Origin of the sequence: Companilactobacillus baiquanensis (assembly GCF_003946605.1) — a bacterium.
In the GTDB taxonomy this organism is placed as follows: Bacteria; Bacillota; Bacilli; order Lactobacillales; family Lactobacillaceae; genus Companilactobacillus; species Companilactobacillus baiquanensis.
The window spans coordinates 57484-83911 of record NZ_RHOQ01000002.1 but is presented as its reverse complement, the minus strand read 5'-3'; the positions used below and the strand labels follow the sequence as shown (position 1 = coordinate 83911).

Here is a 26428-nt window from a genome sequence, read left to right as displayed (position 1 = left end):
TTCACCTCCTTGACTACTTTATACATTATCTCCTAAGGTCATGAGCAAGTCTTTTAACGTTATAGATACGTTATAATTGTTAAATATTGAATTTTATTTTAAAGTATACTAAAAGGAATAGACCACTATCAAATCAGAAAGGAGTTGATTATACGTATACATTTTTTGTTCAACCACAAATTAACTACAAGAATAACTCCATTTTCGGATACGAAGTTTTACTTCGTAAACAAGATGATGAAGGAAACTGGAATGTTCCGAGTGATTTTACCGAACTACCGATCAAAGAACAGACTGCCTTAGTAGAAAAAACATCTAGTATCCTACAAACCGCTACAAAGGATAAAGTTTTAGCTTTCAATTTAAACAATGAGCAAGCAAATGATCCACTAACTATTGGCGCAATTATTACTCTCAAAAAAAGAATCGATCCCGCTTCTCTAACCATCGAGTTAACTGAAGCACCAACTCTACCAGAAATAAAAGAAATTAGTATGATGCTTCATCAGTATGATATTGATTTAGTTTTGGATGATGTTGGTACTGGTTCTAATACTTATAAGAATGTTAGAAATTTATTACCATATGTAGATCAAATAAAATTTGCTATGCAAAATCTTCGTATGTCTGGCGAAGCTGAAAAGATTCCTGAATGTCTCTCATTTTGGGTCAGTCAAGCCAAAAAATATTGCTTAAACTTAATTCTTGAAGGTGTAGAAGACAATTCTGACCAAAATCTGGCAGAAAAATTTGGTATTAATATTCAACAAGGTTATCTCTACGGAAAACCCAGTTTAGTGTAAAACATCAGTTGCTATTTAACTGATGTTTTTTTTATAATTAAATGGTTATGTAAACGTTTTACCGGAGGGAACAATGATAATAAAAAAATACACTTTAGATAATCTAGCACAATTGGTCGACCATACAAACTTGCACGCCGACGCTTCCAATGAGGACATGATCAAGCTTTGCGATGAAGCAAAAAAATATCATTTTAAAATGGTTGCTATCAATCAAGTACAATCAAAAATATGCCATGAGCAATTAAAGGATACAGATATTGATGTTGGAGCAGCAATCAGCTTTCCACTAGGTCAAACAACAATTGAGTCTAAACTATTTGATACTAAAAATGCTATTGAAAATGGCGCTAATGAAATAGATTACGTTATTAATATTACGGAATTAAAAAACAAAAATTATGATTACATTGAAAAAGAAATGTCAGAAATGGTAGCAATTTGCCGTAAAAATTCTGTTTTAATAAAGGTAATTTTTGAAAACACTTATTTGACGAATGAAGAAATAACTACCGTCGCTCAAATTGCCAAAAAAGTTAAACCTGACTTTATTAAAACTTCAACCGGTTTTGGTCCTAGTGGCGCAAAAGTTGAAGATGTTAAATTGATGAAATCAGTTGTTGGCGATGATGTTTTAGTTAAAGCAGCAGGTGGAATTAGAAATTCTGATGACTTCATAGCTATGATTTCTGCCGGCGCTGACCGTATTGGTACTAGTAGCGGAATTAAAATTATTGAGGCTCTAAAACAACGTATGAAAGATGACGACGTTGACTCAATTAAAATTGGACGTTAAAAAGCTGCCTTACGGCAGCTTTTTATTTTACTGTGATATTCAACTAAGCCATTGCATCCCAAGCAGGTAAAACAACTGGTTCTTGACCAAACGCAATTAATTCTTCATCAGTTAAGAATTTTTTATTAATAACAACTTCATAAATATTATCTTCAAACCAAGCATTATCGGCAGTAAAGTATCCCTTATCACCATTGGCTTCACCCCAAGAATTTTCTACCTTCCAGCGGTTAGGCTTTGGATCAACTAAATTAACGCCGGTTAAGACCATCGCATGAGAAACTTCTGATTGTCTGTAATCCAAAGCATCCCCTTTATCCAACTTCATATCCATACCAAACAATTTATCAACTTGGTACAAGTTTCCATACAATAAACCTTTGGTTCTTTGTGATTGATTTAAGACATCATTTCCAAACCAGACAGTATCGTTAGACTTCAACTGCTCAATACTTAATTCTTCTAGTCTTTTGATAGGTAGATTTAAATATTTTTCAGTTGTACCACCAACAACATTTCCATCTGTTTCAATCGTATAAACTTGATTATATTTCTTACTTTTTTGTGGTGAGTTCATCACATTAACATAATCGCTTAATTTCATATTGAAATACTTGTTTAAAAAGTCTTTTGGTGTAATACTTGTCTCTTCAATCAATTTATCATCATCATTTCGCAATGATAATTCAAATTCAACCGGTGGTTGTCCAAATGAGTATACGCATAGCTTATAAACTTCTGACAACATTTCTTCTATTTGCTGATCTATATTAGCTGATCCCTCATTTACTAATTGACGTAATTCAATCCCATTTTTGCGCATCATTTTCTTCAAAACGGAATTAAATTCAGATGTATTCTCAGAAACACTTGTTTCTGGCATTGCGTATGTGGGTACAACGCCATATTTATTAATTAAATCAGCTGCGTATTGCCATTGACCGCCATCACCGTTAGGATAAGTGAAGAGCAAATTAACTTTACGATCATCAACTGGCAAATTTGCCGTTTCTATAATATTTTGGTAAAAATAATTAGCTTTCTCTAAACGATCCCAAAATGAAAGATAATTTTGAGATAATTCAAAATCTTTCATTTTATACTTGATCGCAAACTCAGTTCTCAAATTGGTAAGTGCTGAAAACAACCAACAACGTCCTGATCGTTTTTGATTAGAAACTCTGCCTGTGGGAACCTCAATGTTAAAAGTTGGATTTAGTCTGTTAGCCTCAATATTTTGAGCAGTTTTAAAAATACCTACTTGCGCAACCGAATTTTTTAAAACATTATTAGTTGCATCTTGATTTAAGTTCTTACGAAAATCTGCTAAAATTTCTTTATTAATTTCTTTATTCAACTTAATCACCTCATAGTTAAATATATTACAATATTAAGATTCATATTGGAGAGAATTATGCCTGAAACAATTAGAATTGCTTATTTATACGAAGATTTAATGAACACATATGGAGATAGTGGCGATGTTAAAATTTTGTCATTTCTTCTTAAAGAACAAGGCTACAATACACAAGTGGATAACGTTAGCCTAGATGAAGAATTCAATGCCTTTGATTACGACTTTTTATTCTTCGGCGGTGGACAGGATTTTGAACAGTCTGTCGTTGCTAAAGATATTGCTAAACACAAGCAGACTATTACTGAATACATTGAAGATGACAAACCAATGCTTTGTATTTGTGGTGGCTATCAATTTCTAGGTAAATTTTATGAAACTAGTGGTGGCGAAACGATTCAATGTTTAGATATCCTACCCTTCCATACTGTCTTTAAAGCAGACAGCCGAATGATCGGAGATACTGAGTATAAGACTGAATGGGGTACTGTTAAAGCCTTTGAAAATCACAGTGGTAGAACATATTTCGATGATAAAACAATGCTCAAACCTTTAGGCAAAATGATCGAAGGTTATGGTAACAATCCGGAAGATGGTGTAGAAGGTATGCGCTATAAGAACGTTATAGGAAGTTACTCCCATGGACCAATTTTAAAAAATGAAAATATTGCTCGTGCAATTGCTGATAAAATAATTAAATCTCATAAAGAACGCATGGAAAACAAGTCTGAAGCCTAGGTTTCAGGCTTTTTTTTGTTTAAATTTAAATTTTTTAAAAATTAACTATTGCCTTGTAGTCCACTCTAAGGTGTAAAGTGAAAATTGTATTAAATTATTAATAATTGGGTGGAATAATATGGGGATTTTTTCTCGTTTAAGTTGGTTTTTTAAACATCGCTGGAAACAGTACTCTTTTGGTGTTTTAGCGTTAATTTTAGTGGCTATTTGTAATGTGATCCCACCACGTATAGTTGGTATTGTAGTTGATGCCGTAAGCAACAGAAAAATGACTATCCGTTTCTTACTAATGAATTTAAGTTTATTAGTATTGGTTGCGATATTAGGTTATTTTCTCAGATTTGTGTGGCAAAAAATGATTTATGGAAGTTCTTATGTTTTAGAGCGTGATCTCCGTAATCGTTTATTTCGTCATTTCATGAAGATGGACACTACCTTCTATAAAAAATGGCGAACTGGAGATCTCATGGCACATGCGACTAATGATATAGATGCAGTGCGTGAAGTTGCCGGTCCGGGGGTTTTAACGTTAGCTGACTCATTGATCACTGGTCTTTCGATGATCTTTGCCATGGGGATGTTTGTTAACTGGAAGTTAACATTTTATGCGATTCTACCATTAATCTTATTGGCAGTTATGGCAAATGTTTTAGGTAATAAAATCCATGATGCATTTATGAAATCACAAGCCGCTTTTTCTAGCATCAATAACAAAACACAAGAAAGTATCGTTGGTATTAAGGTATTAAAAGCCTTAGGTCAGGAAAAACAAGATGAACAAGATTTTGACAAATACGTTAATAAAAATATAAAAGCTAACAAGAAGTCATATAGATTAGATGCCCTATTTGATCCACTGACTTCAATAATAATGGGTATCTCATATGTTATTACCATTATTTTAGGTGGTTTAGCAGTTATTCATTCACAAATTACTATTGGTGAATTGGTTTCATTTATTACCTATATGGCGGAATTAACTTGGCCAATGTTTGCGATCGGTAGTTTGTTCAATATTTTAGAACGTGGTTCTGCAAGTTATGATCGAATCACTGAACTACTTGGCGAAAAGTCATCCCTAGTAACTCCAAGACATGAAGTTAAAACATCGCCACAGGGAACTTTAGATTTTGAAATAAAGAAATTCCATTACCCTGACGATAATGCACCTGCTTTAAATAACGTTAACTTTGAACTAAAAGAAGGACAAACGATGGGAATTGTTGGTCCTACCGGTGGTGGAAAATCAACCATAATCGGCTTATTGATGAGAGATTTTGATCATTATAATGGCCAAATAACCGTTGGAGATCATGACATTCGTGATTTTAAATTGGATGATTATTTGGACACTATTGGATACGTCCCTCAAACCAATTTTCTCTTTTCAACAAATATCAGGGACAATATTAGATTCGCGAACATCGACGCTACTCAACAACAAGTTGAAAATGCTGCTCATATTGCCGATCTAGATGATGACATTATTGATATGGAAAAGGGATATGACACGTTTGTTGGTGAACTGGGGGTATCTTTATCCGGTGGTCAAAAACAACGTTTAGCTATCGCCAGAGCAATTTTAAGTGATCCGGAACTGCTGATTTTAGATGATTCACTGTCTGCTGTCGACTCAAAGACTGAACGCAACATTGAACAAAGAATATCTGAGAACAGACACAGTGGAACAACCATTATTGCGGCAAGTAGATTGAGTTCAATTGAACATGCTGATCAAATTTTAGTAGTTGATAATGGAACAATTCTTGAACATGGAACACATCAAGAGTTATTAGCAAATAAGAGTTGGTATTATGATACCTTCAATTTACAGGCTAAAAATGCTGAACTAGTTGGGAGGTTGGATAATCGTGGATAAAAAAGAACAAGAAAAAATTAACGATATCCATGCACTTTCTAGAAAGCAGCAAAGAAATATCCTAAAAAGATTGTTCAGCTTTGCTTGGGCTTTTAAACGTCAATTCATCACGGCAATAATTTTTGCGATTGGATTAAGTATTATTAATATAATTTTGCCTAGATTATTGCAATACTACATGGATCATTATCTAGTACACCAAAGTACCGGGATCAAAATTATTATTGGTTTTGCCTTAGTTTACTTTATAGGAACTGTGATTAAAGCAATTGTTCAATTCATTCAAAATTTTGCTTTTTCCATGGGTGCAGAAAGAACTCTAGAAAAAATTCGCAGCCAATTATTTCGTAAATTACATACTTTAGGCATGGATTATTTTGATAAGACTCCGGCTGGATCGATCGTTTCCAGAGTTACCAATGATACCAAAACGCTATATGATTTTTGGACGTTATTTTTAATGATCTTAGTCGCAGCCTTCTCGATGATCTCGGCCTTTTTTGCAATGATGTCAGTGAACGTCATATTAGCGATTGCAACTTTGTTATTTGTAATTGCCCTATATTTATTAGTTTGGTTATATCAACGTTTGAGTTCCAAAATATACCAACGCTTACGTGAATATTTAGGTCAAATAAATACAAAGTTAAACGAATCATTGATGGGTATTAGTATCATCCAGCAATTTGGACAACAAAAGAGAATGATCTCTGAATTTGAACATAAGAATAATCAATATTTTAATCAGCGCAATAAAATGATCAATGTTAATTCATTCTTACTTTATCCAACGATAACGTTGATGTTCACTTTGTCAGAAGTTATCTCATTAGGTGGATTTGGATTGGAGAGTACACACACTATCGTGGCGGCCGGTGTTATTTATGCATTTATTTCATACCAGCAAAACTTCTTCAATCCCCTGTCCAACGTTATGAATTACATGTCCTATTTTCAAGATGGGATGGTTGCTGGATACAGAATCATGAAACTCTTTGATAATCCAACGACCACTCCGATTCAAAATGAAAATAGCACTTCCAAAATAACTGTTGGGAAGATTGAATTTAGACATGTGACATTTGGCTATGTCCCCGGTGAACCGATTTTGAAGGATATTTCCTTTGTAGTTGAACCAGGACAGACTTTGGCACTAGTTGGTCATACTGGTAGCGGGAAAAGTTCCATCATAAATATCCTGTTACGATTTTATGAGTTTGGCGAAGGTGAGATTCTAATCGATGATCGTAATATTCGTGATTACTCGACTAATGAACTTCGCCAAAAATTAGGTTTAGTTATTCAAGAACCATATTTGTTCTACGGTGATATTGCTAAAAATATTAGAATGTATGACGACAATATTTCTGATCAACAAGTTGAACAAGCAGCAAAATTTGTTGATGCGGATAGTTTTATCGAAAAATTACCTAATAAATATCACGCTAAAGTAATTGAACGTGGAAGTAGTTTTTCAACTGGTCAAAGACAATTGATCTCATTTGCCAGAACTATCGTCCGTAATCCTAAAATATTGATCCTGGACGAAGCTACGGCAAATATCGATCCGCAAACAGAACAAAGTATTACCCGTGGACTATCAAAAATGAGAGATGATCGTACAACGATCGCTATTGCTCATAGATTGTCCACAGTGCAAGATGCCGATCAAATTTTAGTTCTTAATCATGGAAAAATCGCCGAACGAGGTAGTCATGATGAATTACTAAAATTAGGTGGACTTTATTCAGAGCTTTATGAACTACAATCTTTAGATTAAAAAGGGAATAGGTGGAAAAGATGAAGAAATTAACTAAAGAAGATTACTTTGAAGGCGAACGTCCTTTATTTAAGGATCATGATGATGAGATCGATGACACAACTTTTGGCAAGGGTGAATCACCTCTAAAAGAAACACATGATTTAAATTTAAGTGACGTAGTCTTTAAATGGAAATACCCATTATGGTACTCAAAAAATATTAAAGTGGACGACTCTATTTTTGAAACAATGTCACGTTCTGGTATTTGGTATACCGATAACATTGAGATCACAAATTCCGCATTACAAGCACCTAAATTATTTAGACGTGCTAGCCAAATAAAATTAGAAAATGTTCATTTTTCAGATGCCGAAGAAACTATGTGGAGTTGTAAGGATATCAATCTAAAAAATGTCCAAATCAACGGTAATTACTTTGGAATGAATAGTGAAAACATCTACGCTGAAAATATTAATGTTGTTGGTAATTATGTCTTTGACGGTGCTAAGAATATTGAAGTTCATAATTCTACTTTTGTTTCTAAAGATGCTTTTTGGAATTGTGAAAATGTAACGATCTATGATTCAAAAATCAGTGGTGAATATTTAGCGTGGAATACTAAGAACCTCACTTTAGTAAACTGTACGATCGAAAGTGAACAAGGTCTTTGTTACCTAGATAACTTGAAGATGGTCAACTGTAAGGTTCTAAGAACCGATTTAGCATTTGAATACTGCTCAAATATTGATGCTGAGATTACAACAAATGTTATGAGTATTAAGAATCCAATCAGCGGAACGATCAAAGTTGAATCAGTTGATGATATTATTTTTGATGATCCTGAAATTGATTCCAATAAAACAAAAATTGTAACAGCAAAATAAAAAAATTAGAGCGTGACATAAGGCGGTTAGAGAATGAGCATATCCTAGAACATCGAATAATTGTGTACTTTCAATTGTTTGATGTTCGTAGATAAGCGGAGGTCTCTGCCTTATGGCACGCGTTTCAATAAACAATAATCGTAATACAAAATAGTAGTGTGACTTAAGTCACACTACTATTTGTTTTAAACAGAAAAAGTCATATTCTTATTCGGTAATATAATCTAAAAGTTTGAACATAACGATTTTATTTTCTTCTGGTACTTTGTAATCCATAATCTCTTTGGGAGTTTGGTTCAATTCAGAATCAGCGGCATAGCTTCCATCGTTAACAACGATCTCTTTTAAATCATCCTCCTGTGGCTCAAAATGAAACTGTAAGCCAATAACTCGATGATTCATAACGAAGCCTTGATTCTTCAGTAAATCGCTTGAAAAGAGCAATTCTGCCTCTTTAGGTATCTCAAACATCTCTTCATGCCAATGCAATGCCATTAATTTTTCTGGAATCTCTGGGATTTCATGAGTTTGTAAATAAACTGGAGCCCAACCGACTTCTTTTGCTGGTGATTTACCAACCGGATAGCCAAGAGTTTTAGTAATTTGTTGTGCACCATAACAGGCACCAAACATGGGAATATCATCCTTTAATAACTGTTTGATCAAGTCACGTTCTTTTTTGATCCAATCTAGATCATCATTTGGACTCATCGGTCCACCTAGAATTACTAACATGTCGGTTTCTTGTGCACTTGGTAAAATTCCAAATACATAGGGATGATATACATAGATCTCATATCCGTGAAGATGTGCCCAGTCTTTAATAGCACCTGGACCCTCGTTTGGTGTGTGCTGTAAAATATTGATCCTCATAAATAAAGCCTCTTTAGTCTAAAAATTTATTAGCCTTTAATATAGCTGTCGAAATTGCTGGGGCAATAATAATTGCTGCAATCATTTCCGGAACACCATTAGTTCCCACAATGATCAGCAATAATTTATTCAAGAGATCAGTTTGAGTCGCATATGCCTGTGATAAAACACTAGCATACATAACTCTCATTAAACTCAAAACAAGAACTGTGTTCGTTATAGATCCGGCCGCAGCGGCAATTCCCATTGAAATTAAACGATTTTTAAAATGTTTTTTCAAACCAATATATACATATCCTGCTACCACACCAACAATTATTCTCGGTAAAATGGCAACGATCGGATTAGTAAATACCATTGTATCAATAATCGAAGTTGGACTTGTGAAAGCTCGTATCATAGTTCCCAGTCCCCAAACAAGACCTACGATCGATCCGTATTTTGGTCCTAAAACAATGGCAGCTACAATTACCGTTATATGAATGATCGTTATGTTAATGAAACCTGTTGGTATGAATCCCAAAAAAGGCACTAATGATTGTACAAAGATTATTGCCATCAAAATGCCTAGAATAGCAATGCGATAAGCTTTTCTTCGTTGCATTTACTATAAACCCCTCAAATTTATTTCTTTAATTCTATCCTATTATACAAAAAAGTCCTTGGTCCAGCGTAAAAAATTTACGTGACTTCAGACTTTACTTAAATCTATTCACCTTCAGCAGCATCTACAGCCTTTATAACGGCGCTACGAAATCCATTTTCTTCCAAAGCTGCGACTCCTTTAATTGTTGACCCACCTGGAGATGTTACTTCATCTTTCAAAGCAGATGGATTCAGATCTGATTGTTTAGCCAATTTACTTGCTCCAATAGCCATTCCGATAGCGGCATCATAAGCAAGTTTTCTACTTAATCCGTGTTTTACACCAGCATCACTCAAAGCTTCAATAAACAAATCCAAAAATGCTGGACTGCATCCGGCAACCGTTCCTAAAATACCTAATTGCTCGCTTGGAACTTCAACTAATTGTCCTGTATAACCAAGAACTGAAGCAATTTTTTTCTTATCTTCAGGAGTGAATTTTTCAGAATACGTAATACCTGTGAAACCAGCCCCAACTTTTACAGGAGTGTTAGGAATAGCATGTGCTACCTTGTCATATTCCAAAATCTGTTTTAAATGTGCCACAGTACCAGTACCTGTGAAGGCAACAACTAATTTACCTTCGACGATATCTTTTAGTTCAAGTAAGACACTATCCAATGCATTAGATCCGACACCGATAAAAATAACTTCAGCGTCTGCTAATTGTTTGATCTTAGAAGCAATTTGAAATCCTAATTGTTCTTTTAAATCTTTCGTACGTGAAGATTTGCCACCTTTGACAAGAATCTCATTTGCATCATAACCATTCTTTACTAAACCGGTTATAACTGCTCCACCTATACTGCCTGCACCGATAAAACCAATCATATTCAGATCTCCTTTTCATATTTCATTATCCCTATTTTAAATGATTAATAAATAAATACAAATTCATATTTAGCTATAATGGCAACAAAAAAAGCCGCCCAAAGGCGACTCTATTTAAACGTGCCACTGATACTATTAATATCATAATACTTAGCCATCCAGATATTCATCCAAGAAGCCGGATCTTCTAAGGTATTAGCCGTATAGTTAATGGAATTATATTGATTTGTTCGACCAGCATTTTCCAAATTAGGAAGGATCTTGATCGTAACATTCTTTTTATGGTCGGCTTTAGCCGCCGCGATCTTTTTAACATTATTAGTTTGAATAACATAGTCAGAGTGAATATCGGAATATGCTCTAGAAAAACTAATTGCAAAAACTACTAAGCATAACGCCATTATAGTTATCTTAATACCGTTACTGCTAAAAATATTGCTCCTTTGGTACACTCGATACAGCATATATGCCATCATAATGATCATGAAAACATATGGCCCAAAGAATGCTCGGTAAGAACCAGAGACTACTTCTAGCGGACCGGCTGGTGACAATATTAATGAAAATAGTGATGCTAAGAATCCGATAAATAGAATTATTAGATTGGCATAATCGTTGCGATTCAATACTCTGACCATCAAAGTCAAAATAATTACTACTAGAAAAGTAATCATTAGTGGCATCGAGTTGTGTTTGATAAGTTTTAATATGTCTAAAAATTTGATAATTAATAACATTATTGTGTTCTTATCACCGCGGCCTTGAGATGATGGCGAAATAATAATCAGTATACTGCCGAGCATGCTGAAAATTACTCCCAAAACATGCCAGACTCTGATCTCTTTGAAACTTCTTAAATAATAAATTCCAAATAAAACCAACATGATCACTACACTAGGACCACTGTTTTCACTACTTGTACCTGCTAAAAATCCTAAAACAATTGCTCCAAGTACCATCCAAATGGAACTATTCTTTTTCAAATTTTTAAGAACAAATAACATAAAACTAAGATAAAAAATACTCATCCAAAGATAATTTCCAGCACCTGAAATCCAGTAAATGGTCGTTCCAGGCAATGGTAAGAAGAACCATAAAGCAATTACAACTAGAAACTCTATGAAAAGAGGCAATACATTTTTAGTTAAAGTTTGGACTATTTGTTTAATTAGAACTACTAATCCTAAAAAGACAAACGAGTTAACAATATCAAAGACCCACTTTGGAAATTGCATTATAATTTGTACAAAACTATGTGCTAGGATTCGTCCATTCCACATAAAATAATGATTGTACTGTGAAGCAAAAATGTCAAATATACTATGAAATTCTCTAGTGTGCGGCGTAACAGACGGTCCATCATAGAAAAAATGATAAATAAAATCATCCGCCGTTAATAATGAAAAATGGTTTAGTGTAAATACTACTAAGAAAGTGATCAAATATAACAATGCTGGTAGTACGTATTTCCTTTTATTGCTTGAATTCATGCGTTTTTTATCCCCCTTATTTCACGCAAGGATAGAACAAATATATCATGAACTTAGGAAACTTTTACGGTTTTTTCAAATAATTTAACTATTTAGTGTAAAAATCTACTACCTTTTTCAACAATTCAGTTACAGGTTGCCCCGCCTTATTGTCATAATATTTGGCAAATCGTCTATCATTAACATACATTTGAACAAGTCCGCGATGGGCCTCTTTACTGTAATTAGGCCAAGAAAATCCTAACCAGTCTCTATGTTCTTGATAAATCTTTTTAGCTAATTTTGAATCCATCTCAGGGACTAAGACTAGTTTATTTAAATCAGCTATCATTTGTTTTTCAAGGGTTTTCATTTGATCGAACTGAATCTCAGTTAAATTACCATATTTTAAATTAGATTGTTTAACCTCTTCATCCCCGTATTTCTCACGAATTTCTTTGCCAAATTCTTTTTCATTTTCTTCGATTGCTTTTTCTTTAAAGGCAGCAAATTTTTCGGTATCTGTCATAGTAATGTCTCCTTTATAGTTATCAATAGTATTTTGGATATTTGCTAGGAGTGAATCTAGATGCTTTCTTTGCGTGATCAATAGTTGCTTTTGTGTATTCAAGGCACCAAGTTCTGAATAGTTAGTATCGTCCATGATTTTTTTAACTTTGTTCAGGGGAAAATCTAACGATCGAAAGAAAAGAATCTGCTGTAAACGATCCACTTGCTTTTCTTCATAAATTCGATAGTTTTTTTCAGTAATATAACTTGGTTTCAATAGATCAATTTGGTCATAATACCGTAATGTTCTAGCGCTAACTCCTGATAGATCGGCCAATTGTTTAACTGTATACTCCATAATTTCCTCCTAGCAAAATTCATAATAAAGACTGACGTAACGTCAAGGTCAAGTTAATTTTTAAAAATTGAAGCTTTTTATCCTCAAATAAGAAAATTTACGTTAATATTAAAAACAAAAGGTATTTTATAGGTTGGTGAAAATTATGAATGAATTTACTCAAGTATTAACAATTGCAGGCTCCGACTCCGACGGAAGCGCCGGTGCTCAAGCTGATTTAAAGACGTTCATGGCTCGTGGTGTTTACGGAATGTCAGTTTTAACTGCCGCTGTAGCTGGAAATTCCTACGGTATCCACGACAGTATTAACATGCCTACTAGTTTCATTAAGAGCCAGATAAAAGACATCAAAGATGATTTTAAAGTTCTCGCTTTTAAAACAGGTATGTTATCTGATTCAAAGATCATCCATACTGTTGCCGAAGAAATAAAGGATAAATCATTTGGTACTTTCGTTCTCGATCCTGTTATCATCACCAAACATGGTGCAATGTTGCTAGAAGAAGAAGCGTATCAAACTTTGATCGATGAATTATTCCCTCTTGCAGATTTGATCACGCCTAACTTCTATGAAGCCAAAAAGTTATCAGGTCTAGAATTAAATAGTAAAGAGGAAATCGTTCAAGCAGCCCACAAGCTTCGTACTTTAGGTCCTAAAAATATTTTGATCAAGGGACAACATGCTGATGATTCATTAGATGCTGTTGAAGATTTTGTATTGCTAGAAGATGGCCAATCATTCTGGATTTCTGAACCATACATCAAAACAGATCATGTTAATGGAACTGGTGATACTTTGTCAGCAAGTATTGTTGCCGAAATGGCAAAAGGTTCAAACATGGAAGAAGCTATTAGAATTTCAAAAACATTCACTTATAGAGCTATCAAAAATGAAATTGAAGTAGGTCATAAATTTGGTCCCATTAATCATTTCATTAACGATGAACTATAATTGAAATGAGGAAAGAGGAGATCTATTTATGGTAAGAATTACTAAAATATCTGTCGGTATTCTACTACTCATTTTGTCAATTATCTTAATGGTTAGATCAGGATTTGAAAACTTTATTGCTGCTCTAGTCGGTACCGGTGATATTGGAGGTGCTGCTGGAATTTTGATGGCGATCACATACATCATTGCCGCCGCTATCTACATTTTGACCAATCGAACATATAGTGTCGTTCCAGATATTGTCAGCTTTATCATCTTGATCCTAGGTGGATTGATGGGACTATTTAATGCTAATATCCCTGGAACTCATTTTCTGATCATTTGGGCATGGGTAGGAATTGCTATTGGTGCCATTGTTTTAATTGTTAGTATCGCAGATCTTGTTTTACATCCCGTTTCCGATGATGAAGATGAAGAACCGGATCAAAATGAGCCTTACGATTACAATGGACAGAATCAGCAAATGAACCAGTACCCTAATCAATTCAATCAATATCCAAATAATTATCAACAGTATCCAAATCAATATCAGCAACCAAACCAAACACCAAATATGAATCAACAATATTCTGGTCAAAATAATAATTATGGATATAATCAACCTGTCCAAAATAACCCTTATCCAAATAATATGAACCAAAACAATATGAATCCTAATTCAAACTTTGGTGCTAACAATAATCAGTTTAATCAAGGACGACAACCACAAAACCAATTTCCAAATAACTATCAATCTAATTCAAGACCGATGAACAGAATGAACCAGAATCAAGCAAATCAACCAAATTCTGTAAATAATTCTTATCAAAGTCGGCAAAATCAATTTCCAAATAACCAGTTCAATAATCAACCTAATAAGAATCTAAATAATGGTTCTTACAATCAACCACTTTCACAAGGTCAACAACCGCAAAGTCAACCTAATAACCAACCTCAAGGATCAAACAATAACAATCCTTATGCCTTAAATAATTTTGATCCTTCTAAACGTCGTAGTAAACGTTAACATTGTGTGAAAATTTTTATTAAAAATATCTCAAAAATCAAACGATTTTTGGGATATTTTTTTCGTAAAAAAGTATATTTATATTCAAATGATCCATATTGATTAATACCCTAATTAATCATATGATAAACGTAGAAATAGGGATTTCTAAATAAGTTATAAGGAGGCTATTTACCATGCTAGGTATTGGTTTAAGTATTGTCTCTTTAGCACGTTTTCAGTTTGCTATGACGACTGTTTTCCATTTCTTCTTTGTTCCTTTTTCAATCGGAATGGGCTTTCTTGTCGCCATCATGGAGACTATCTACGCTGTTAAAAAAGACAAAGTATATTTAGATATGGCGAAATTCTGGGGAAAAATATTCCTATTAAGTTTCGCCGTAGGTATTGTTACTGGTATTATTCAAGAATTCCAGTTTGGTATGAACTGGTCTGAATACTCTAGATTCATGGGTGATGTTTTCGGAGCTCCATTAGCTATTGAAGCTTTATTAGCATTCTTTATTGAATCTGTCTTTATTGGTATTTGGATGTTTACTTGGGATCGTTTCAAACCAGGTGTTCACGCATTTATGATTTGGATGACTTCCATTGGTACTATGTTATCTGCCATTTGGATTTTAGCTGCCAATAGTTTCATGCAACATCCAACAGGTTTCAAAATTAATAACACAACCGGTAGGATTCAATTAACAGATTTTGGTTCTGTTATAGCTAATCCTCAGCTATGGAAGGTATTTCCACACGTTATCATAGCTGCCTTTATGACAGCCGCAGTTGTTATTACAGGTATGAGTGCCTGGGGACTGCTTAGAAAGAAGAAAGATGAAAATCACTTCTTCAAAAAATCACTTCGCTTTGGATTATGGGCAAGTTTAATTTTTGCTATTTTATCTGCTGGTGCAGGTGATCTTCAAACACAACAAATTATCAAAGATCAACCTATGAAATTTGCTGCAACTGAAGGTATTTATAAGACAACTAAAGATCCAGCTCCTTGGACTGTAGTTGAATCGATCGATGCTAAGGGTCATAAATCTTCTAACTCGATCGAGATTCCTAAAGTATTGAGTATCTTGGCATATCATAAGACAAGCGGTTCTGTTAAAGGTATGAATGAAATTAACAAAGAACTGCATGCTAAGTACGATAAACAATTCGGTAAGAACATGGATTACTATGTTCCACCTAAGACTCTCTTCTGGAGTTTTAGAGTTATGACTGGTATTGATGCTTTGATCATGCTAGTTTCACTTGTCGGTTTGATCTTCTCACGTAAGAATAAAGATACAATTGAAAATCACAAGTGGATGTTAGTTGTACTAGGTATCTGTATCTGGGTTCCATTTATTGGTAACTCTGCTGGATGGTTCATTACGGAATTTGGACGTTATCCATGGATCGTTTACGGACTATTCACAATTGCTCAAGCGGTATCTCCTACATCTACTGTTGCTAGTTTATTATTTAGTAATATTCTATACTTCTGCCTATTCACATTACTTGGTGGTGTGATGGTTTGGTACAGTAGAAAGACTCTTCATCATGGACCTTATTTTGAAGAGAAGGATTCTATACAAAATGTTGATCCATTTGCAAAGGAGGCCTTTGAAAAATGACACTCAGTATATTGTGGTTTCTAATAATCGGACTTCTGTTTGCGATTTTTCTATTCCTCGAAGGATTCGACTTCGGTGTCGGTATGGCAACTAGATTAATTGCCCACGACCTAGACGAACGAGAAGCTTTGATGGCATCCATTGGTCCACACTGGGATGGAAATGAAACATGGCTTGTTACCGCTGGTGGTGCCATGTTTGCTTCATTGCCACTCTGGTATGCATCTTTATTCTCAGGTTACTATTACTTATTAATGCTAGTTTTAGTTGGTTTGATCATTCGTGGTGTTTCATTTGAATTTACAAAACATGCCGAAACTAAAGCTGGTAAAAATATCTGGCTTTGGGCATTCTTCCTTGGAAGCGTTATACCACCGTTCTTATTATGTATGATGCTTTTGAGCATGGTTCAAGGTATTCCTATGAACGCAAACGGTGATGCCTTTCCTAAATTCTTTGATGTAGTTAACTGGCTTTCATTAGTCGGTGGTGTTGCTGGTGTATTGTTATCACTAGTTCACGGATTAAACTTTATCAGATTAAGACTTGATGGCCCACTTCGTGACCGTGCACGTGCTTTAAATAAAATAGTTTATCCGATCTTATTTGCAGGTGAAGTTGTCTTTGCAGTTTTGGTATTTTTCCAAACAGACTTCTTTACTAAGAGATTTGCCTCATCATTACTTATTACAGTTTTGATCGTCCTCTTCTCACTTCTAGGCTATTATGGTGTGTTAAAGAATCATGAAGGCTGGAGCTTTGCTGGTAGTGGATTATCTTTAAGTATGGTAATCGTTCTATTATTCAACGGATTATTCCCTCGTGTAATGATTGCTACAAATCCAGCACACAGTATCTTGATCAAAACAGCTGCTAACTCGCACTATACATTAACGATTATGACGATTGTCGCTTGTGTATTAGTACCGATCATACTAATTTACTTCATTTGGTCTTATACTCTATTTACTAAGAGAATAAATCCAAAAGGTAATACGGTGAAATATTAATATGATTGATAAGCGATTATTTCGCTTACCAGGAACAAAACAACTCTTACTTGTGCTTGCAGGATTAACTCTCTTGCAAGCATTTGTTGTTTTATTTCAAGGTAAGTATTTAGCAGAAGCTTTAGTAAATTCATGGAATCAAAAGGCGTTACAAACTATCATCACGCCAATGACATTTTTTGCGATTGCCTTTATTCTGCGTCATTTACTAAATCTTATTAACAACAAAATCGTCGAAAACTATGCTAGTAAAACATCTGAAAATATTCGGTCCAAATTATTAGATCGTGTTTACGATGTTGGTCCATCACTGCTATCTGAAAAGGGAACTGGTAATATCGTTACAGCCTCATTAGATGGTATTGATTTGATCGAAAATTATTTCAAATTGATTTTTACAAAATTGATGAATATGACTTTTATCCCACCAATTTTACTGATTTATATTTACACACAAAATATTGCCTCTGGAATAACTTTGACTATTATCGTTCCACTAGTTATTTTGTTTATGATCATTTTGGGCTTGGCCGCACAATCTAAAGCCGATGCTCAATACCATCAATACACAATCCTTTCCAATCACTTTTTGGATGCACTTCGAGGATTGCCTACTTTGAAAATGCTGGGATTGAGTAAACGTTATGCTAAAAACATCTACACTGTCAGTGACGAATATCGTCGCCGTACGATGAATACTTTACGTATTGCTATTCTATCTACTTTTGCTTTAGACTGGCTGACAACCCTTGGAATTGCCATTCTAGCTGTATTTCTCGGCCTAGGATTAATTAACGGTAGTTTGCCGCTCTTTCCAGCTTTAGTAACATTAATTCTCGCTCCTGAATACTTTTTGCCATTAAGAGATTTTTCAAGTGATTATCACGCTACTTTAGATGGTAAGAATGCTCTTAGTTCGATCTTTTCCATACTTGAAAAAGATAAACAGGAAAATAGCGACAATGATCTTCAAAAATTAACTTGGGATCAGAATTCAAGTCTAACTGTTAAGGATATGATTTTTAATTATGCTGACGGTCAGAATAATCATGACGCTAGTTTAGATATCAAAGATATTCAGTTGCATGGTTATCAACATATCGGCGTTATAGGTAAATCCGGATCAGGCAAGACTACATTGATACGAACTTTAGGTGGATTTTTAAATCCTGACAAAGCAGATATCAAAGTCAATGATCAGTCGATAAACTCACTTAAACAACGTAGCTGGCAAGATGAATTGGCATTTTTGCCACAATCTCCTTATTTATTCTCAGGAACGATTGCTGAAAATATTGCTTTTTACAAGCCTAGTGCGACTGAAAAAGAAATCGAATACGCGAGTGAAAAATCAGGATTAAAAGACTTTATATCAACTTTGCCAGACGGATACAAATCGATTATCGGCGAAGGTGGACGAGGGATCTCCGGCGGTCAACAACAACGGATCATGATTGCCAGAGCTTTCTTAGCTAACGAACGTCGAATCCTAATTTTTGATGAACCGACAGCTCATTTGGACATTGAGACCGAGTACGCCTTAAAGAAAACAATGAAGGAATTATTTGAAAATCATTTAGTTATTTTTGCCACTCATCGACTTCACTGGATTAAAGAAATGGACTACGTTATCGTTATGGATAATGGAAAAATAGCTGAACAAGGTACTCCTGATAGTCTTTATGATCATAACGGTGCATTTAGTCAATTAATCAATAATATGCGGGGTGATCAAATATGAAAGTTTTCAAACATGATACTTGGGTCAAGCCGTACATCAAAAAATATAAAGGTTTATTAGTCAGCGTATTACTGTTAGGCTTATTAACTTCATTTTGTGCAGCCGCTTTAATGTTTACTTCAGGTTATACAATTGATAAAGCTGCAACCCAGCCAGTCAATATTTTGCTGATATATGTTCCTATCCTTTTGACTAGAGCATTTGGTATTGGTAGACCTACTTTTAAATATATTGAACGTCTTAAGAGTCACAACTGGGTTTTAAAAGTTACCTCAAATCTAAGAACTAGATTATACAAAACACTAGAAAGTGATGCTTCATTTTTTAACGAGCATCATAAATCTGGTGATATTATGGGTCTTTTATCTGAAGATATTAATCATTTACAAAATCTATATTTAAGAACTGTCTTCCCAACTGTTATCGCCTATTTACTGACACTCTTAGGATCTTTGGCTCTTGGTATTTATACACCCGCTTTTGGAATTTTTGTTTTTCTACTTCTAGTGATCGAAGTTGTGGTTGTTCCCTTTGTCTCAGTCGCCATCGAGAGAAACCGTAAAGAACGTCAGAAACAATTAAAGAGCTCTCTGTATACTAAATTGACGGATAATATTTTGGGTGTTGACGACTGGATCATTTCTGGACGTTTTAACGATTTCAAAAATTTATCCGCTAAAAACGTCAAAGAATTAAATAGCTCAAAAGATAAATCAAAATCATTTCGTCGCAATCGTGATTTTGTTTTACAACTTATCTTTGCTGCCATTGCCATTTGCTTCTTGGTTTTTACAAATTTAACAATGACTGACAATCAGGAACAAGCTAACTTCGTTGCTGCTGTTGTTCTAAGTTTATTTCCACTATCTGATACCTTGATTCCTGTTAGTCAAGGTTTCGAGGAATGGCCCCAGTATCGTGACTCTATTGAACGTTTAAATAAAATTCAACCAGTTTCAGATCAATTGCCTGAACAAATTGAACTAGCTCCTAATGATTTTAAATCTTTAGATTTAAACGACGTTAATTTCGAGTATAGTAGTGATTCACCAATTTTAATTAAACACTTTACTCAAAATATCAAACGTGGAGAAAAGTTAGCATTACTAGGTCCGAGCGGTATTGGTAAAACTACTATTTTGCAGCTTATATTAGGTGATTTAGTTCCTCAATCTGGGGAAATTAAAATAAATGATATTGATATTCAAGCTATCCAGAATAGTCGGGACAAGATTTTTTCCGTTCTAAATCAAAAACCATTTTTATTTAACACCTCAGTTATAAATAATGTACGTTTAGGTAATGAAAACCGTTCCGATGCCGATGTTATTGAGGCGATTGAACGTGTAGGTCTAAAAGATTTAATTGAATCACTACCTGATAAATACAATACTAACGTTGGAGAAAACGGCGCACGCTTTTCTGGTGGTGAACAAGAAAGAATTGCCTTAGCCAGAATCTTACTGCAAGACGCCCCTATTGTTTTACTAGATGAACCCACGGTAGGTTTAGATCCAATTACTGAAAATAATCTACTGGATACTTTCTTTAATGTTTTAAATGATAAAACTATTATCTGGGTCACACATCATCTTCAAGGTATTAAATATGTTGATCAAGTTGTTTTTATGAATGACGAAAAAATTGAAATGCAAGGTTCTCCTAAAGAACTTTACCAAAAAAATACCCATTTTCAGGAACTGTATAAAATGGATCAAGGATTGTAACAGTAATACAAAAAACCGTAATCCTACCGGATTACGGTTTTTATGTACTTTAAAAGTCTAATAGTTATCTATTCTTTTTGAAAAATTTTAACTTTGCGATGATTGAAGTATGAATCAGCAACAAAATGCCAATCGTGATTTTTAGATAAAAATGCACCTTGATTATTTAAATCGTCCTCATAGATCATAGCTAAATCTCCATCTGAAGCTTTAGAAATATTAGTTACGTCTCTCAAATATCCATAAGAAGAACTTGGTGCCGGAACAATACCGCCACTTACTCGGGTGGCCTTATCTTGCATACTCAAATATTTAGAATCACTGATGGGATTTTGAACTAACCTAAAAATATTAAATGTTTCTGGAAGACTTTCGATATAAAGCTTACTATGCTTATAATTTTTACTCATTTCGTCATTAATTACTTGTGTCTCCGCAATCGATCCTTTGGAATTATTAAAACTATTTTCCTGATTATTGAATCCAAAATAAGAATTAAATACAAAAAACCAGAAAACAATAACTGGGACAGCAAGAAAAACACTCCAACTAATCTTATTGATCATTTGGAAGGATAAATAAATGCCATAACCCGTTAAAATAGCTAATGGAAACCAAATGAAATTCCAATGATTATAGTTTGGCTTAATAACCATCATTCCTGGCAAGAAAGAAAATAATGATACTAGGATAATCAATCGCAAATTTGCAATATTTTCATTAAATAATGATTTCTTTCCAAACATTCCTATAAAAGTAAAGATGATCATAAATGGGAAAATTGCTCCATATGGTGCAACACTATTTTGAGGTAAGTTATCAGTTCCAAATATTACTTGTCGTACCCCTTCAGCAACATTTATTTTGATACTACTTAGGATAGATCCCTTAAAACTAATTAGTGAACTAACTCTATTTGATTTTAAATATGGTAAATCAAAAAATAAGAATTTCGAGAATTTATCAATATGTTGAATATTGACTCTAAACGCAAACACTATTAGTGGCAATGCTATCAGAAAGATGATAAATATCCATACTAGCATTTCCTTGATTGAGAACCATTTCTTCACGATACTTAGAATAAATATGGCAACTATCAAGAATGGAAGATATATCCAAGCAGCGATATAGACATAAGCTGATAATGCCAAAAGAACTGAAGAAACTACCAGTAATACATATCTAACACGATTTGAAGAATAAATCATTGCTCCATACAATGAAACAAGTCCCAACATGACAAAAATAGGAGAAATATTGGCATCTAAAACCCACCTGCTAGATATAAATAACCAAGGTGTAGTTACTAGTGACACTGTAGTACAAACTGCTAAAAATTTATCTTTTGAACTAAAATAAATTGCTAAAATAATACCCAAGATAGTTAGAAAACTTAATACCGCCATTGGGATTCTAAATAAAAATACCGAAAATCCAAATAATTTAATTATAGGAATCACGATCCAAGAATATAAGATCGACTGTCCTTGTCCCCAAACACTTGCAAAATAAATTGGATGACTTAGACCGTGTATATCCGTTCCATAATTTACTTTACTGACCACTTCATTCATATAATTGGTCTCATCAATATATAATCCAGGTATCTTGCCCAAATTAAATACCAAAAAAAATCCAAATATTACTAGTAATATTAGTATCAAAAGCATTGGAACATGTTTTCGAATAAATTGACTATAATTCTTCCCCATAAAAATAATATTCACCCTCATATTTATTACATCAATTTTTTAATTCTACTATAAATTTCGACTTTTTTGTTCTAAATCCAAAAATAATTATCTCATCTACTAATTTTTATTAAAAATAAGCCATAATCATGATTATATCAATAAAAATATATCTTCATTAATTACTTTTAAATATTTAGAATCACTTCTTTGCTTCGTTGCTATTTTCGACATAGAGTGAAGTTAGATCAAAAATACTGGAAGTGATTGAAATGCTAAAGTGGGATTATTTCTACATTACTGGTTTATTTATTTTTGTTATGTTTTGGTTCAATTTGCTCTACTCTGACAGTATTTTATTGGATCCTTTGTCATTTCTTATCTTATTCAGTGTAACTATTTATTTGACTATCAAAGAACGAGCTCAGATTCTACGAAAAACTCAGCACATTAAAAAGGAATTTTTTGACAACATTAATAAAAAATAAACTCTAATAAAAAGCAAAAAGGTTCACTGGCGTTATAACGTCGGCGAACCTTTTAATTTATTCTATCAATTAGTTTTTGAACAACTTTACTCAATAATTTACTATTTTCTTTATTGGGCAATTTGTTAATTCTTCTTAGTGCATGATTACTATATGTTAAAGCAATCTCCTTGGCTTTTTTTAAATAGCCTTGATCAACAACAATTTGAGCTGCTTCAATTATTTCTTCATCTGTTAAATTATTTCTGGATAAAATTTCAATTAAATCAGTATTTTTATCTTGGAGTCCTAATATGTAAGGTAAAGAATACACACCATTACGAAGGTCTTCAAAATTAGGCTTACCAGTATCCTTGCTGTTTCCAAAATCTAATACATCATCAATGATTTGAAATGACATTCCAATATCATGTCCAATATTTTTTGCCAGATTAACTAATCTTTCATCTCCACCCGAAACAATTGCACCCATCATCGTACTTAGACTGAATAATTCAGCCGTCTTGCCTGCAATCTCTGTCAGGTACATCTTCGTTGTGGCGTTGACGTTATAATTGATCAGCATTTGATCTAACTCACCTGTTAAGATTTTTTTCATACTTAATGCATTCAAGACAACATATTTTTGTTCTGGCAAATATCTCGATGCTAATTCAAAGTAAACAGTGAACAGGTAATCCCCAGCATATATAGCGTTACGTTTTCCGTAACGGGTGTGAATCGTGGTTTTGGAACGACGCAACGGTGAATCGTCGATGACATCATCATGGATCAATGTTGCTACGTGCAATAGTTCTAGTGATGCCGCTAACGGTATCAATTTTGAATCATCTTTTTTTTCAGGGCCAATTTCACTAAACATGAGAAAAAAAGCTGGGCGCAACATCTTACCACCAGAAGTTAGGTCCTCGATCATAGATCTTATTTCCTCGTTCTTTATATCAACAATACGGTGAATATATTCGGTAGTTTGATCGATTCTTTTCCCCATCTGCGAATATTTTTTCCAAATTGAATGCGCCATGTAATCCCTCTCTACCCATTACTTGTAGTAATATTTTAAATAACCTTATAATATAATATATCAAATTAAAAGGAATGATTATTTGAAACCATCAATTTTCTTCGAACTAGTTGAAATAAAAGCAAAAACAGCTAGCGTCTTTCCATTTTTAATGGGTCCCCTGTATTCATATTATCACTGGCATTCAATTAACACCCTTTGGTTGATTCTCTTCTTTATTGCAATGTTTCTATTCAATATGGCAGTAGACATCAACGATAACTATTGGGATTACAAAAATGCCACTGGTAGCGAAAGTTTTCGACGTGAAACTAACGTTATCGGTGTAAACAATTTAAACATACATCTAGTCGGTTGGTTAGACTTTTCATTTAGTCTAGTTTCAGCGCTTATTGGCCTATTTATCGTATATAAAACTGGAATACCGCTATTAATTATGGGAATATTCTCATTTGCCGTTGGCTTTTTATATGCTGGAGGACCTAAGCCTATTAATCGTGGACCACTAGGCGAGTTCTTTTCTGGATTTACCATGGGGTATGTAATTTATTTGATTGCAATTTATATCAACACCTATAATTCTCCAACAGCAATTCTCGATTTTAAATTTTATGGTGATGCACTATTGTCATCACTATTAACCGTCTTTGCAATTTCAAATCTTCTATTAGCAAACAATATTGCTGACGAAAAAGAAGATATTGGATTAGGACGTAAAACTCTTGTTTATTATCTAGGTAAAAGTAATTCCATTTTCATTTTAAAATCTTTATACGTTTTAGGTTATTTAGCATTAGCTTGTTCAGTTATTATCGGATTACTTCCAAAAATGATGTTACTAACATTTTTAGTTACACCGATAGTTTATAAAAACGCTAAAAACTTTTCTAAAAATCCTATCAAGAAAAAGACTTTCCCACTAATAATCAAAAATTTATTAATAATAACTTTAACCGAGGTCGTTACTTTTGGTTTAGGTGTCCTATTTAATTTCTAGTCTAATAGCTTAGCAAAACCATAAGTATCTTGAGCAATCATCAATTCTTCATCTGTTGGGATCGTATAAGCAGCAATTTTAGAATCATCTGTTGTGATCTTAACTTCTTTGCCACGAAGTTTGTTATTTTCAGGATCAACTTTGACACCCATATAACTGAAACTGTTCAAAATATCCTCACGAACTTCTTTAGAGTTTTCACCAACGCCGGCAGTGAATGCCAAAACGTCAACTCCACCCATTTCAGCAATGTATGATCCGACATATTTAACAATACGATTGCGGAAAATTTTTAGTGCCAAGGAAGCACGTTCATTTGTATCTTCTACGGCTTCAATATCACGCATATCAGCTGATACACCGGAAATACCTAATAAGCCAGATTTATGATTTAAAATATCGATCATATCGTCGATATCCTTTAGATTAAGCTTCTTCATCAAGTAAGGGATCATTGATACGTCAAGGTCACCACTTCTAGTACTCATAGTGATCCCAGCTAAAGGTGTGAAGCCCATTGAAATATCAAAAGCCTTACCATTCTTAATAGCACTGATCGAAGCACCACTTCCAAGATGTAAAACGATCACATTTTTATCTTGAATACCACCATCAACAATTTGCTCTAATCTTTGAGCAATGTAACGGTGGCTTGTTCCATGGGCACCATAACGACGAACTTTATATTTCTTATAGTCCTCTAAGTCTATACTGTATAAATAATTTTTTTCAGGGATATCTGTAAAGAATGAAGTATCAAAAACACCGACTTGGATTGCTTTAGGTACTAATTTTTTAAAGACATCGATATAGTAAGCTTCAATTCTATTATGAAGAGGTGCGTATTCAGACAGTTTCAAAATCTTATCAAGATTCTCATCAGTAACGATTTCTGACTTTTTGAATTCTTCCCCACCAGCTACAACACGATGACCGAAAGCAACAATATCTTCAAATCTTTCAATAATATTTTTATCTTTAAGCGCATCAAGGATTGATAAAACCGCAATTTCGTTTGATTCAATTGCTTGTTCATACTCAATTTTTTCACCATTATATTTTAGCTTAAAGACTGATTTTGGTGTCCCCAATCGATCGATCATTCCGGAAGCAATTGTTGCTTTTTCCGGCATTTCAAACAGTTTCCACTTCAAAGTGGAGCTCCCTGCATTTATAGCCATTATCTTCATATTCAAATCTCCTTTTTTTAGGTATTAACATTTGTTTAAAATGGCTCTATATCAGCTTTACACCAATTTAAAAAAATG

General features: G+C 33.9%; 22 protein-coding genes. 13 read left to right on the top strand and 9 right to left on the bottom strand.

The window, feature by feature from the left end; translation table 11 throughout:
• Nucleotides 1-86 precede the first annotated feature (86 nt).
• Nucleotides 87-803 (top strand): EAL domain-containing protein, encoded by a 717-nt coding sequence (locus EKM77_RS04095; protein ID WP_225425183.1) that lies wholly within the window; start codon nt 87-89, stop codon nt 801-803.
• Nucleotides 804-876: 73 nt separating this feature from the next.
• The gene (gene deoC, locus EKM77_RS04090) at nt 877-1599 is read left to right on the top strand and encodes a deoxyribose-phosphate aldolase (protein WP_125592785.1); all 723 of its coding nucleotides are present in this window, start codon (nt 877-879) and stop codon (nt 1597-1599) included.
• A 43-nt stretch (nt 1600-1642) separates the two neighbouring features.
• Here the strand turns inward: deoC and EKM77_RS04085 are convergent, their stop codons facing one another.
• Nucleotides 1643-2965 carry a C1 family peptidase gene (locus EKM77_RS04085; protein WP_225425182.1) on the bottom strand — a complete coding sequence of 441 codons (1323 nt, stop codon included), beginning with the start codon at nt 2963-2965 and terminating at the stop codon, nt 1643-1645.
• A 48-nt stretch (nt 2966-3013) separates the two neighbouring features.
• Between EKM77_RS04085 and EKM77_RS04080 the strand changes: the two genes are divergently transcribed.
• The 4 genes from EKM77_RS04080 to EKM77_RS04065 all read left to right on the top strand — a co-directional run bounded on the left by EKM77_RS04080 (nt 3014) and on the right by EKM77_RS04065 (nt 8216).
• Nucleotides 3014-3691 (top strand): type 1 glutamine amidotransferase, encoded by a 678-nt coding sequence (locus EKM77_RS04080; RefSeq protein WP_164507710.1) that lies wholly within the window; start codon nt 3014-3016, stop codon nt 3689-3691.
• A gap of 118 nt (nt 3692-3809) precedes the next feature.
• The gene (locus tag EKM77_RS04075; RefSeq protein WP_125592783.1) at nt 3810-5570 is read left to right on the top strand and encodes an ABC transporter ATP-binding protein; all 1761 of its coding nucleotides are present in this window, start codon (nt 3810-3812) and stop codon (nt 5568-5570) included.
• On the top strand, nt 5563-7350 hold the full coding sequence (locus EKM77_RS04070; protein ID WP_125592782.1) for an ABC transporter ATP-binding protein: 1788 nt from the start codon (nt 5563-5565) through the stop codon (nt 7348-7350). Before EKM77_RS04075 ends, EKM77_RS04070 begins: the two co-directional genes overlap by 8 nt.
• A 20-nt stretch (nt 7351-7370) precedes the next feature.
• Complete coding sequence (locus EKM77_RS04065; RefSeq protein ID WP_125592781.1) at nt 7371-8216, top strand: DUF3737 family protein; 846 nt, start codon at nt 7371-7373, stop codon at nt 8214-8216.
• Nucleotides 8217-8423: 207 nt separating this feature from the next.
• On the opposite strand, the gene EKM77_RS04060 is transcribed toward EKM77_RS04065, so the two are convergent.
• The 5 genes from EKM77_RS04060 to EKM77_RS04040 form a co-directional block, all read right to left on the bottom strand.
• Nucleotides 8424-9089, bottom strand: coding sequence for a type 1 glutamine amidotransferase (locus EKM77_RS04060; RefSeq protein WP_125592780.1), 666 nt, complete (start codon nt 9087-9089; stop codon nt 8424-8426).
• A 13-nt stretch (nt 9090-9102) separates the two neighbouring features.
• Entirely contained in the window at nt 9103-9693 is a 591-nt protein-coding gene (locus tag EKM77_RS04055; RefSeq protein WP_125592779.1) for an ECF transporter S component, read from the bottom strand.
• A 104-nt stretch (nt 9694-9797) separates the two neighbouring features.
• Nucleotides 9798-10565, bottom strand: a complete 768-nt coding sequence (proC, locus tag EKM77_RS04050; RefSeq protein ID WP_125592778.1) for a pyrroline-5-carboxylate reductase — start codon at nt 10563-10565, stop codon at nt 9798-9800.
• Between the two features lie 110 nt (nt 10566-10675).
• Nucleotides 10676-12055, bottom strand: coding sequence for a DUF3329 domain-containing protein (locus tag EKM77_RS04045; protein WP_125592777.1), 1380 nt, complete (start codon nt 12053-12055; stop codon nt 10676-10678).
• Nucleotides 12056-12143: 88 nt separating this feature from the next.
• A complete protein-coding gene (locus EKM77_RS04040) occupies nt 12144-12902 on the bottom strand; it encodes a MerR family transcriptional regulator (protein WP_125592776.1) in 759 nt (252 codons plus the stop codon).
• A gap of 142 nt (nt 12903-13044) precedes the next feature.
• Here EKM77_RS04040 and thiD point away from each other — a divergent pair, with 142 nt between their 5' ends.
• The 6 genes from thiD (at nt 13045) to cydC (ending at nt 20957) form a co-directional block, all read left to right on the top strand.
• Nucleotides 13045-13854 carry a bifunctional hydroxymethylpyrimidine kinase/phosphomethylpyrimidine kinase gene (thiD, locus tag EKM77_RS04035; RefSeq protein ID WP_164507726.1) on the top strand — a complete coding sequence of 270 codons (810 nt, stop codon included), beginning with the start codon at nt 13045-13047 and terminating at the stop codon, nt 13852-13854.
• Between the two features lie 28 nt (nt 13855-13882).
• Nucleotides 13883-14860: a hypothetical protein gene (locus EKM77_RS04030; protein WP_125592774.1), complete on the top strand. Its 978-nt coding sequence runs from the start codon at nt 13883-13885 to the stop codon at nt 14858-14860.
• A 176-nt stretch (nt 14861-15036) separates the two neighbouring features.
• Entirely contained in the window at nt 15037-16479 is a 1443-nt protein-coding gene (locus EKM77_RS04025) for a cytochrome ubiquinol oxidase subunit I (protein ID WP_125592773.1), read from the top strand.
• Nucleotides 16476-17489, top strand: coding sequence for a cytochrome d ubiquinol oxidase subunit II (gene cydB / locus EKM77_RS04020; RefSeq protein ID WP_125592772.1), 1014 nt, complete (start codon nt 16476-16478; stop codon nt 17487-17489). The genes EKM77_RS04025 and cydB overlap by 4 nt, the downstream gene beginning before the upstream one ends.
• Before the next feature lies 1 nt (nt 17490).
• Complete coding sequence (gene cydD, locus EKM77_RS04015; protein ID WP_125592771.1) at nt 17491-19230, top strand: thiol reductant ABC exporter subunit CydD; 1740 nt, start codon at nt 17491-17493, stop codon at nt 19228-19230.
• Nucleotides 19227-20957 (top strand): thiol reductant ABC exporter subunit CydC, encoded by a 1731-nt coding sequence (gene cydC / locus EKM77_RS04010; RefSeq protein WP_125592770.1) that lies wholly within the window; start codon nt 19227-19229, stop codon nt 20955-20957. Before cydD ends, cydC begins: the two co-directional genes overlap by 4 nt.
• A gap of 68 nt (nt 20958-21025) precedes the next feature.
• Here the strand turns inward: cydC and EKM77_RS04005 are convergent, their stop codons facing one another.
• Together EKM77_RS04005 and EKM77_RS04000 are read right to left on the bottom strand one after the other, a co-directional pair.
• A complete protein-coding gene (locus EKM77_RS04005) occupies nt 21026-22672 on the bottom strand; it encodes a hypothetical protein (RefSeq protein ID WP_125592769.1) in 1647 nt (548 codons plus the stop codon).
• Nucleotides 22673-23191: 519 nt separating this feature from the next.
• Nucleotides 23192-24163 carry a polyprenyl synthetase family protein gene (locus tag EKM77_RS04000; protein WP_125592768.1) on the bottom strand — a complete coding sequence of 324 codons (972 nt, stop codon included), beginning with the start codon at nt 24161-24163 and terminating at the stop codon, nt 23192-23194.
• Nucleotides 24164-24245: 82 nt separating this feature from the next.
• Here EKM77_RS04000 and EKM77_RS03995 point away from each other — a divergent pair, with 82 nt between their 5' ends.
• A complete protein-coding gene (locus EKM77_RS03995; protein ID WP_125592767.1) occupies nt 24246-25160 on the top strand; it encodes a 1,4-dihydroxy-2-naphthoate polyprenyltransferase in 915 nt (304 codons plus the stop codon).
• Here the strand turns inward: EKM77_RS03995 and EKM77_RS03990 are convergent.
• A complete protein-coding gene (locus EKM77_RS03990) occupies nt 25157-26350 on the bottom strand; it encodes an acetate/propionate family kinase (RefSeq protein ID WP_125592766.1) in 1194 nt (397 codons plus the stop codon). The genes EKM77_RS03995 and EKM77_RS03990 overlap by 4 nt on opposite strands.
• Between the last annotated feature and the right edge of the window lie 78 nt (nt 26351-26428).

Bases quoted from the DNA above. Each gene is read 5' to 3' on its own strand.
- EKM77_RS04075 (WP_125592783.1), top strand. From the start codon at position 3,810: ATGGGGATTTTTTCTCGTTTAAGTTGGTTTTTTAAACATCGCTGGAAA.
- EKM77_RS04060 (WP_125592780.1), bottom strand. From the start codon at position 9,089: ATGAGGATCAATATTTTACAGCACACACCAAACGAGGGTCCAGGTGCT.
- EKM77_RS04040 (WP_125592776.1), bottom strand. From the start codon at position 12,902: ATGGAGTATACAGTTAAACAATTGGCCGATCTATCAGGAGTTAGCGCT.
- EKM77_RS04045 (WP_125592777.1), bottom strand. From the start codon at position 12,055: ATGAATTCAAGCAATAAAAGGAAATACGTACTACCAGCATTGTTATAT.
- EKM77_RS04000 (WP_125592768.1), bottom strand. From the start codon at position 24,163: ATGGCGCATTCAATTTGGAAAAAATATTCGCAGATGGGGAAAAGAATC.
- proC (WP_125592778.1), bottom strand. From the start codon at position 10,565: ATGATTGGTTTTATCGGTGCAGGCAGTATAGGTGGAGCAGTTATAACC.
- cydD (WP_125592771.1), top strand. From the start codon at position 17,491: ATGATTGATAAGCGATTATTTCGCTTACCAGGAACAAAACAACTCTTA.
- cydC (WP_125592770.1), top strand. From the start codon at position 19,227: ATGAAAGTTTTCAAACATGATACTTGGGTCAAGCCGTACATCAAAAAA.
- deoC (WP_125592785.1), top strand. From the start codon at position 877: ATGATAATAAAAAAATACACTTTAGATAATCTAGCACAATTGGTCGAC.
- EKM77_RS04005 (WP_125592769.1), bottom strand. From the start codon at position 22,672: ATGGGGAAGAATTATAGTCAATTTATTCGAAAACATGTTCCAATGCTT.
- EKM77_RS04025 (WP_125592773.1), top strand. From the start codon at position 15,037: ATGCTAGGTATTGGTTTAAGTATTGTCTCTTTAGCACGTTTTCAGTTT.
- EKM77_RS04080 (WP_164507710.1), top strand. From the start codon at position 3,014: ATGCCTGAAACAATTAGAATTGCTTATTTATACGAAGATTTAATGAAC.
- EKM77_RS03990 (WP_125592766.1), bottom strand. From the start codon at position 26,350: ATGAAGATAATGGCTATAAATGCAGGGAGCTCCACTTTGAAGTGGAAA.
- EKM77_RS04065 (WP_125592781.1), top strand. From the start codon at position 7,371: ATGAAGAAATTAACTAAAGAAGATTACTTTGAAGGCGAACGTCCTTTA.
- EKM77_RS04055 (WP_125592779.1), bottom strand. From the start codon at position 9,693: ATGCAACGAAGAAAAGCTTATCGCATTGCTATTCTAGGCATTTTGATG.
- cydB (WP_125592772.1), top strand. From the start codon at position 16,476: ATGACACTCAGTATATTGTGGTTTCTAATAATCGGACTTCTGTTTGCG.
- EKM77_RS04030 (WP_125592774.1), top strand. From the start codon at position 13,883: ATGGTAAGAATTACTAAAATATCTGTCGGTATTCTACTACTCATTTTG.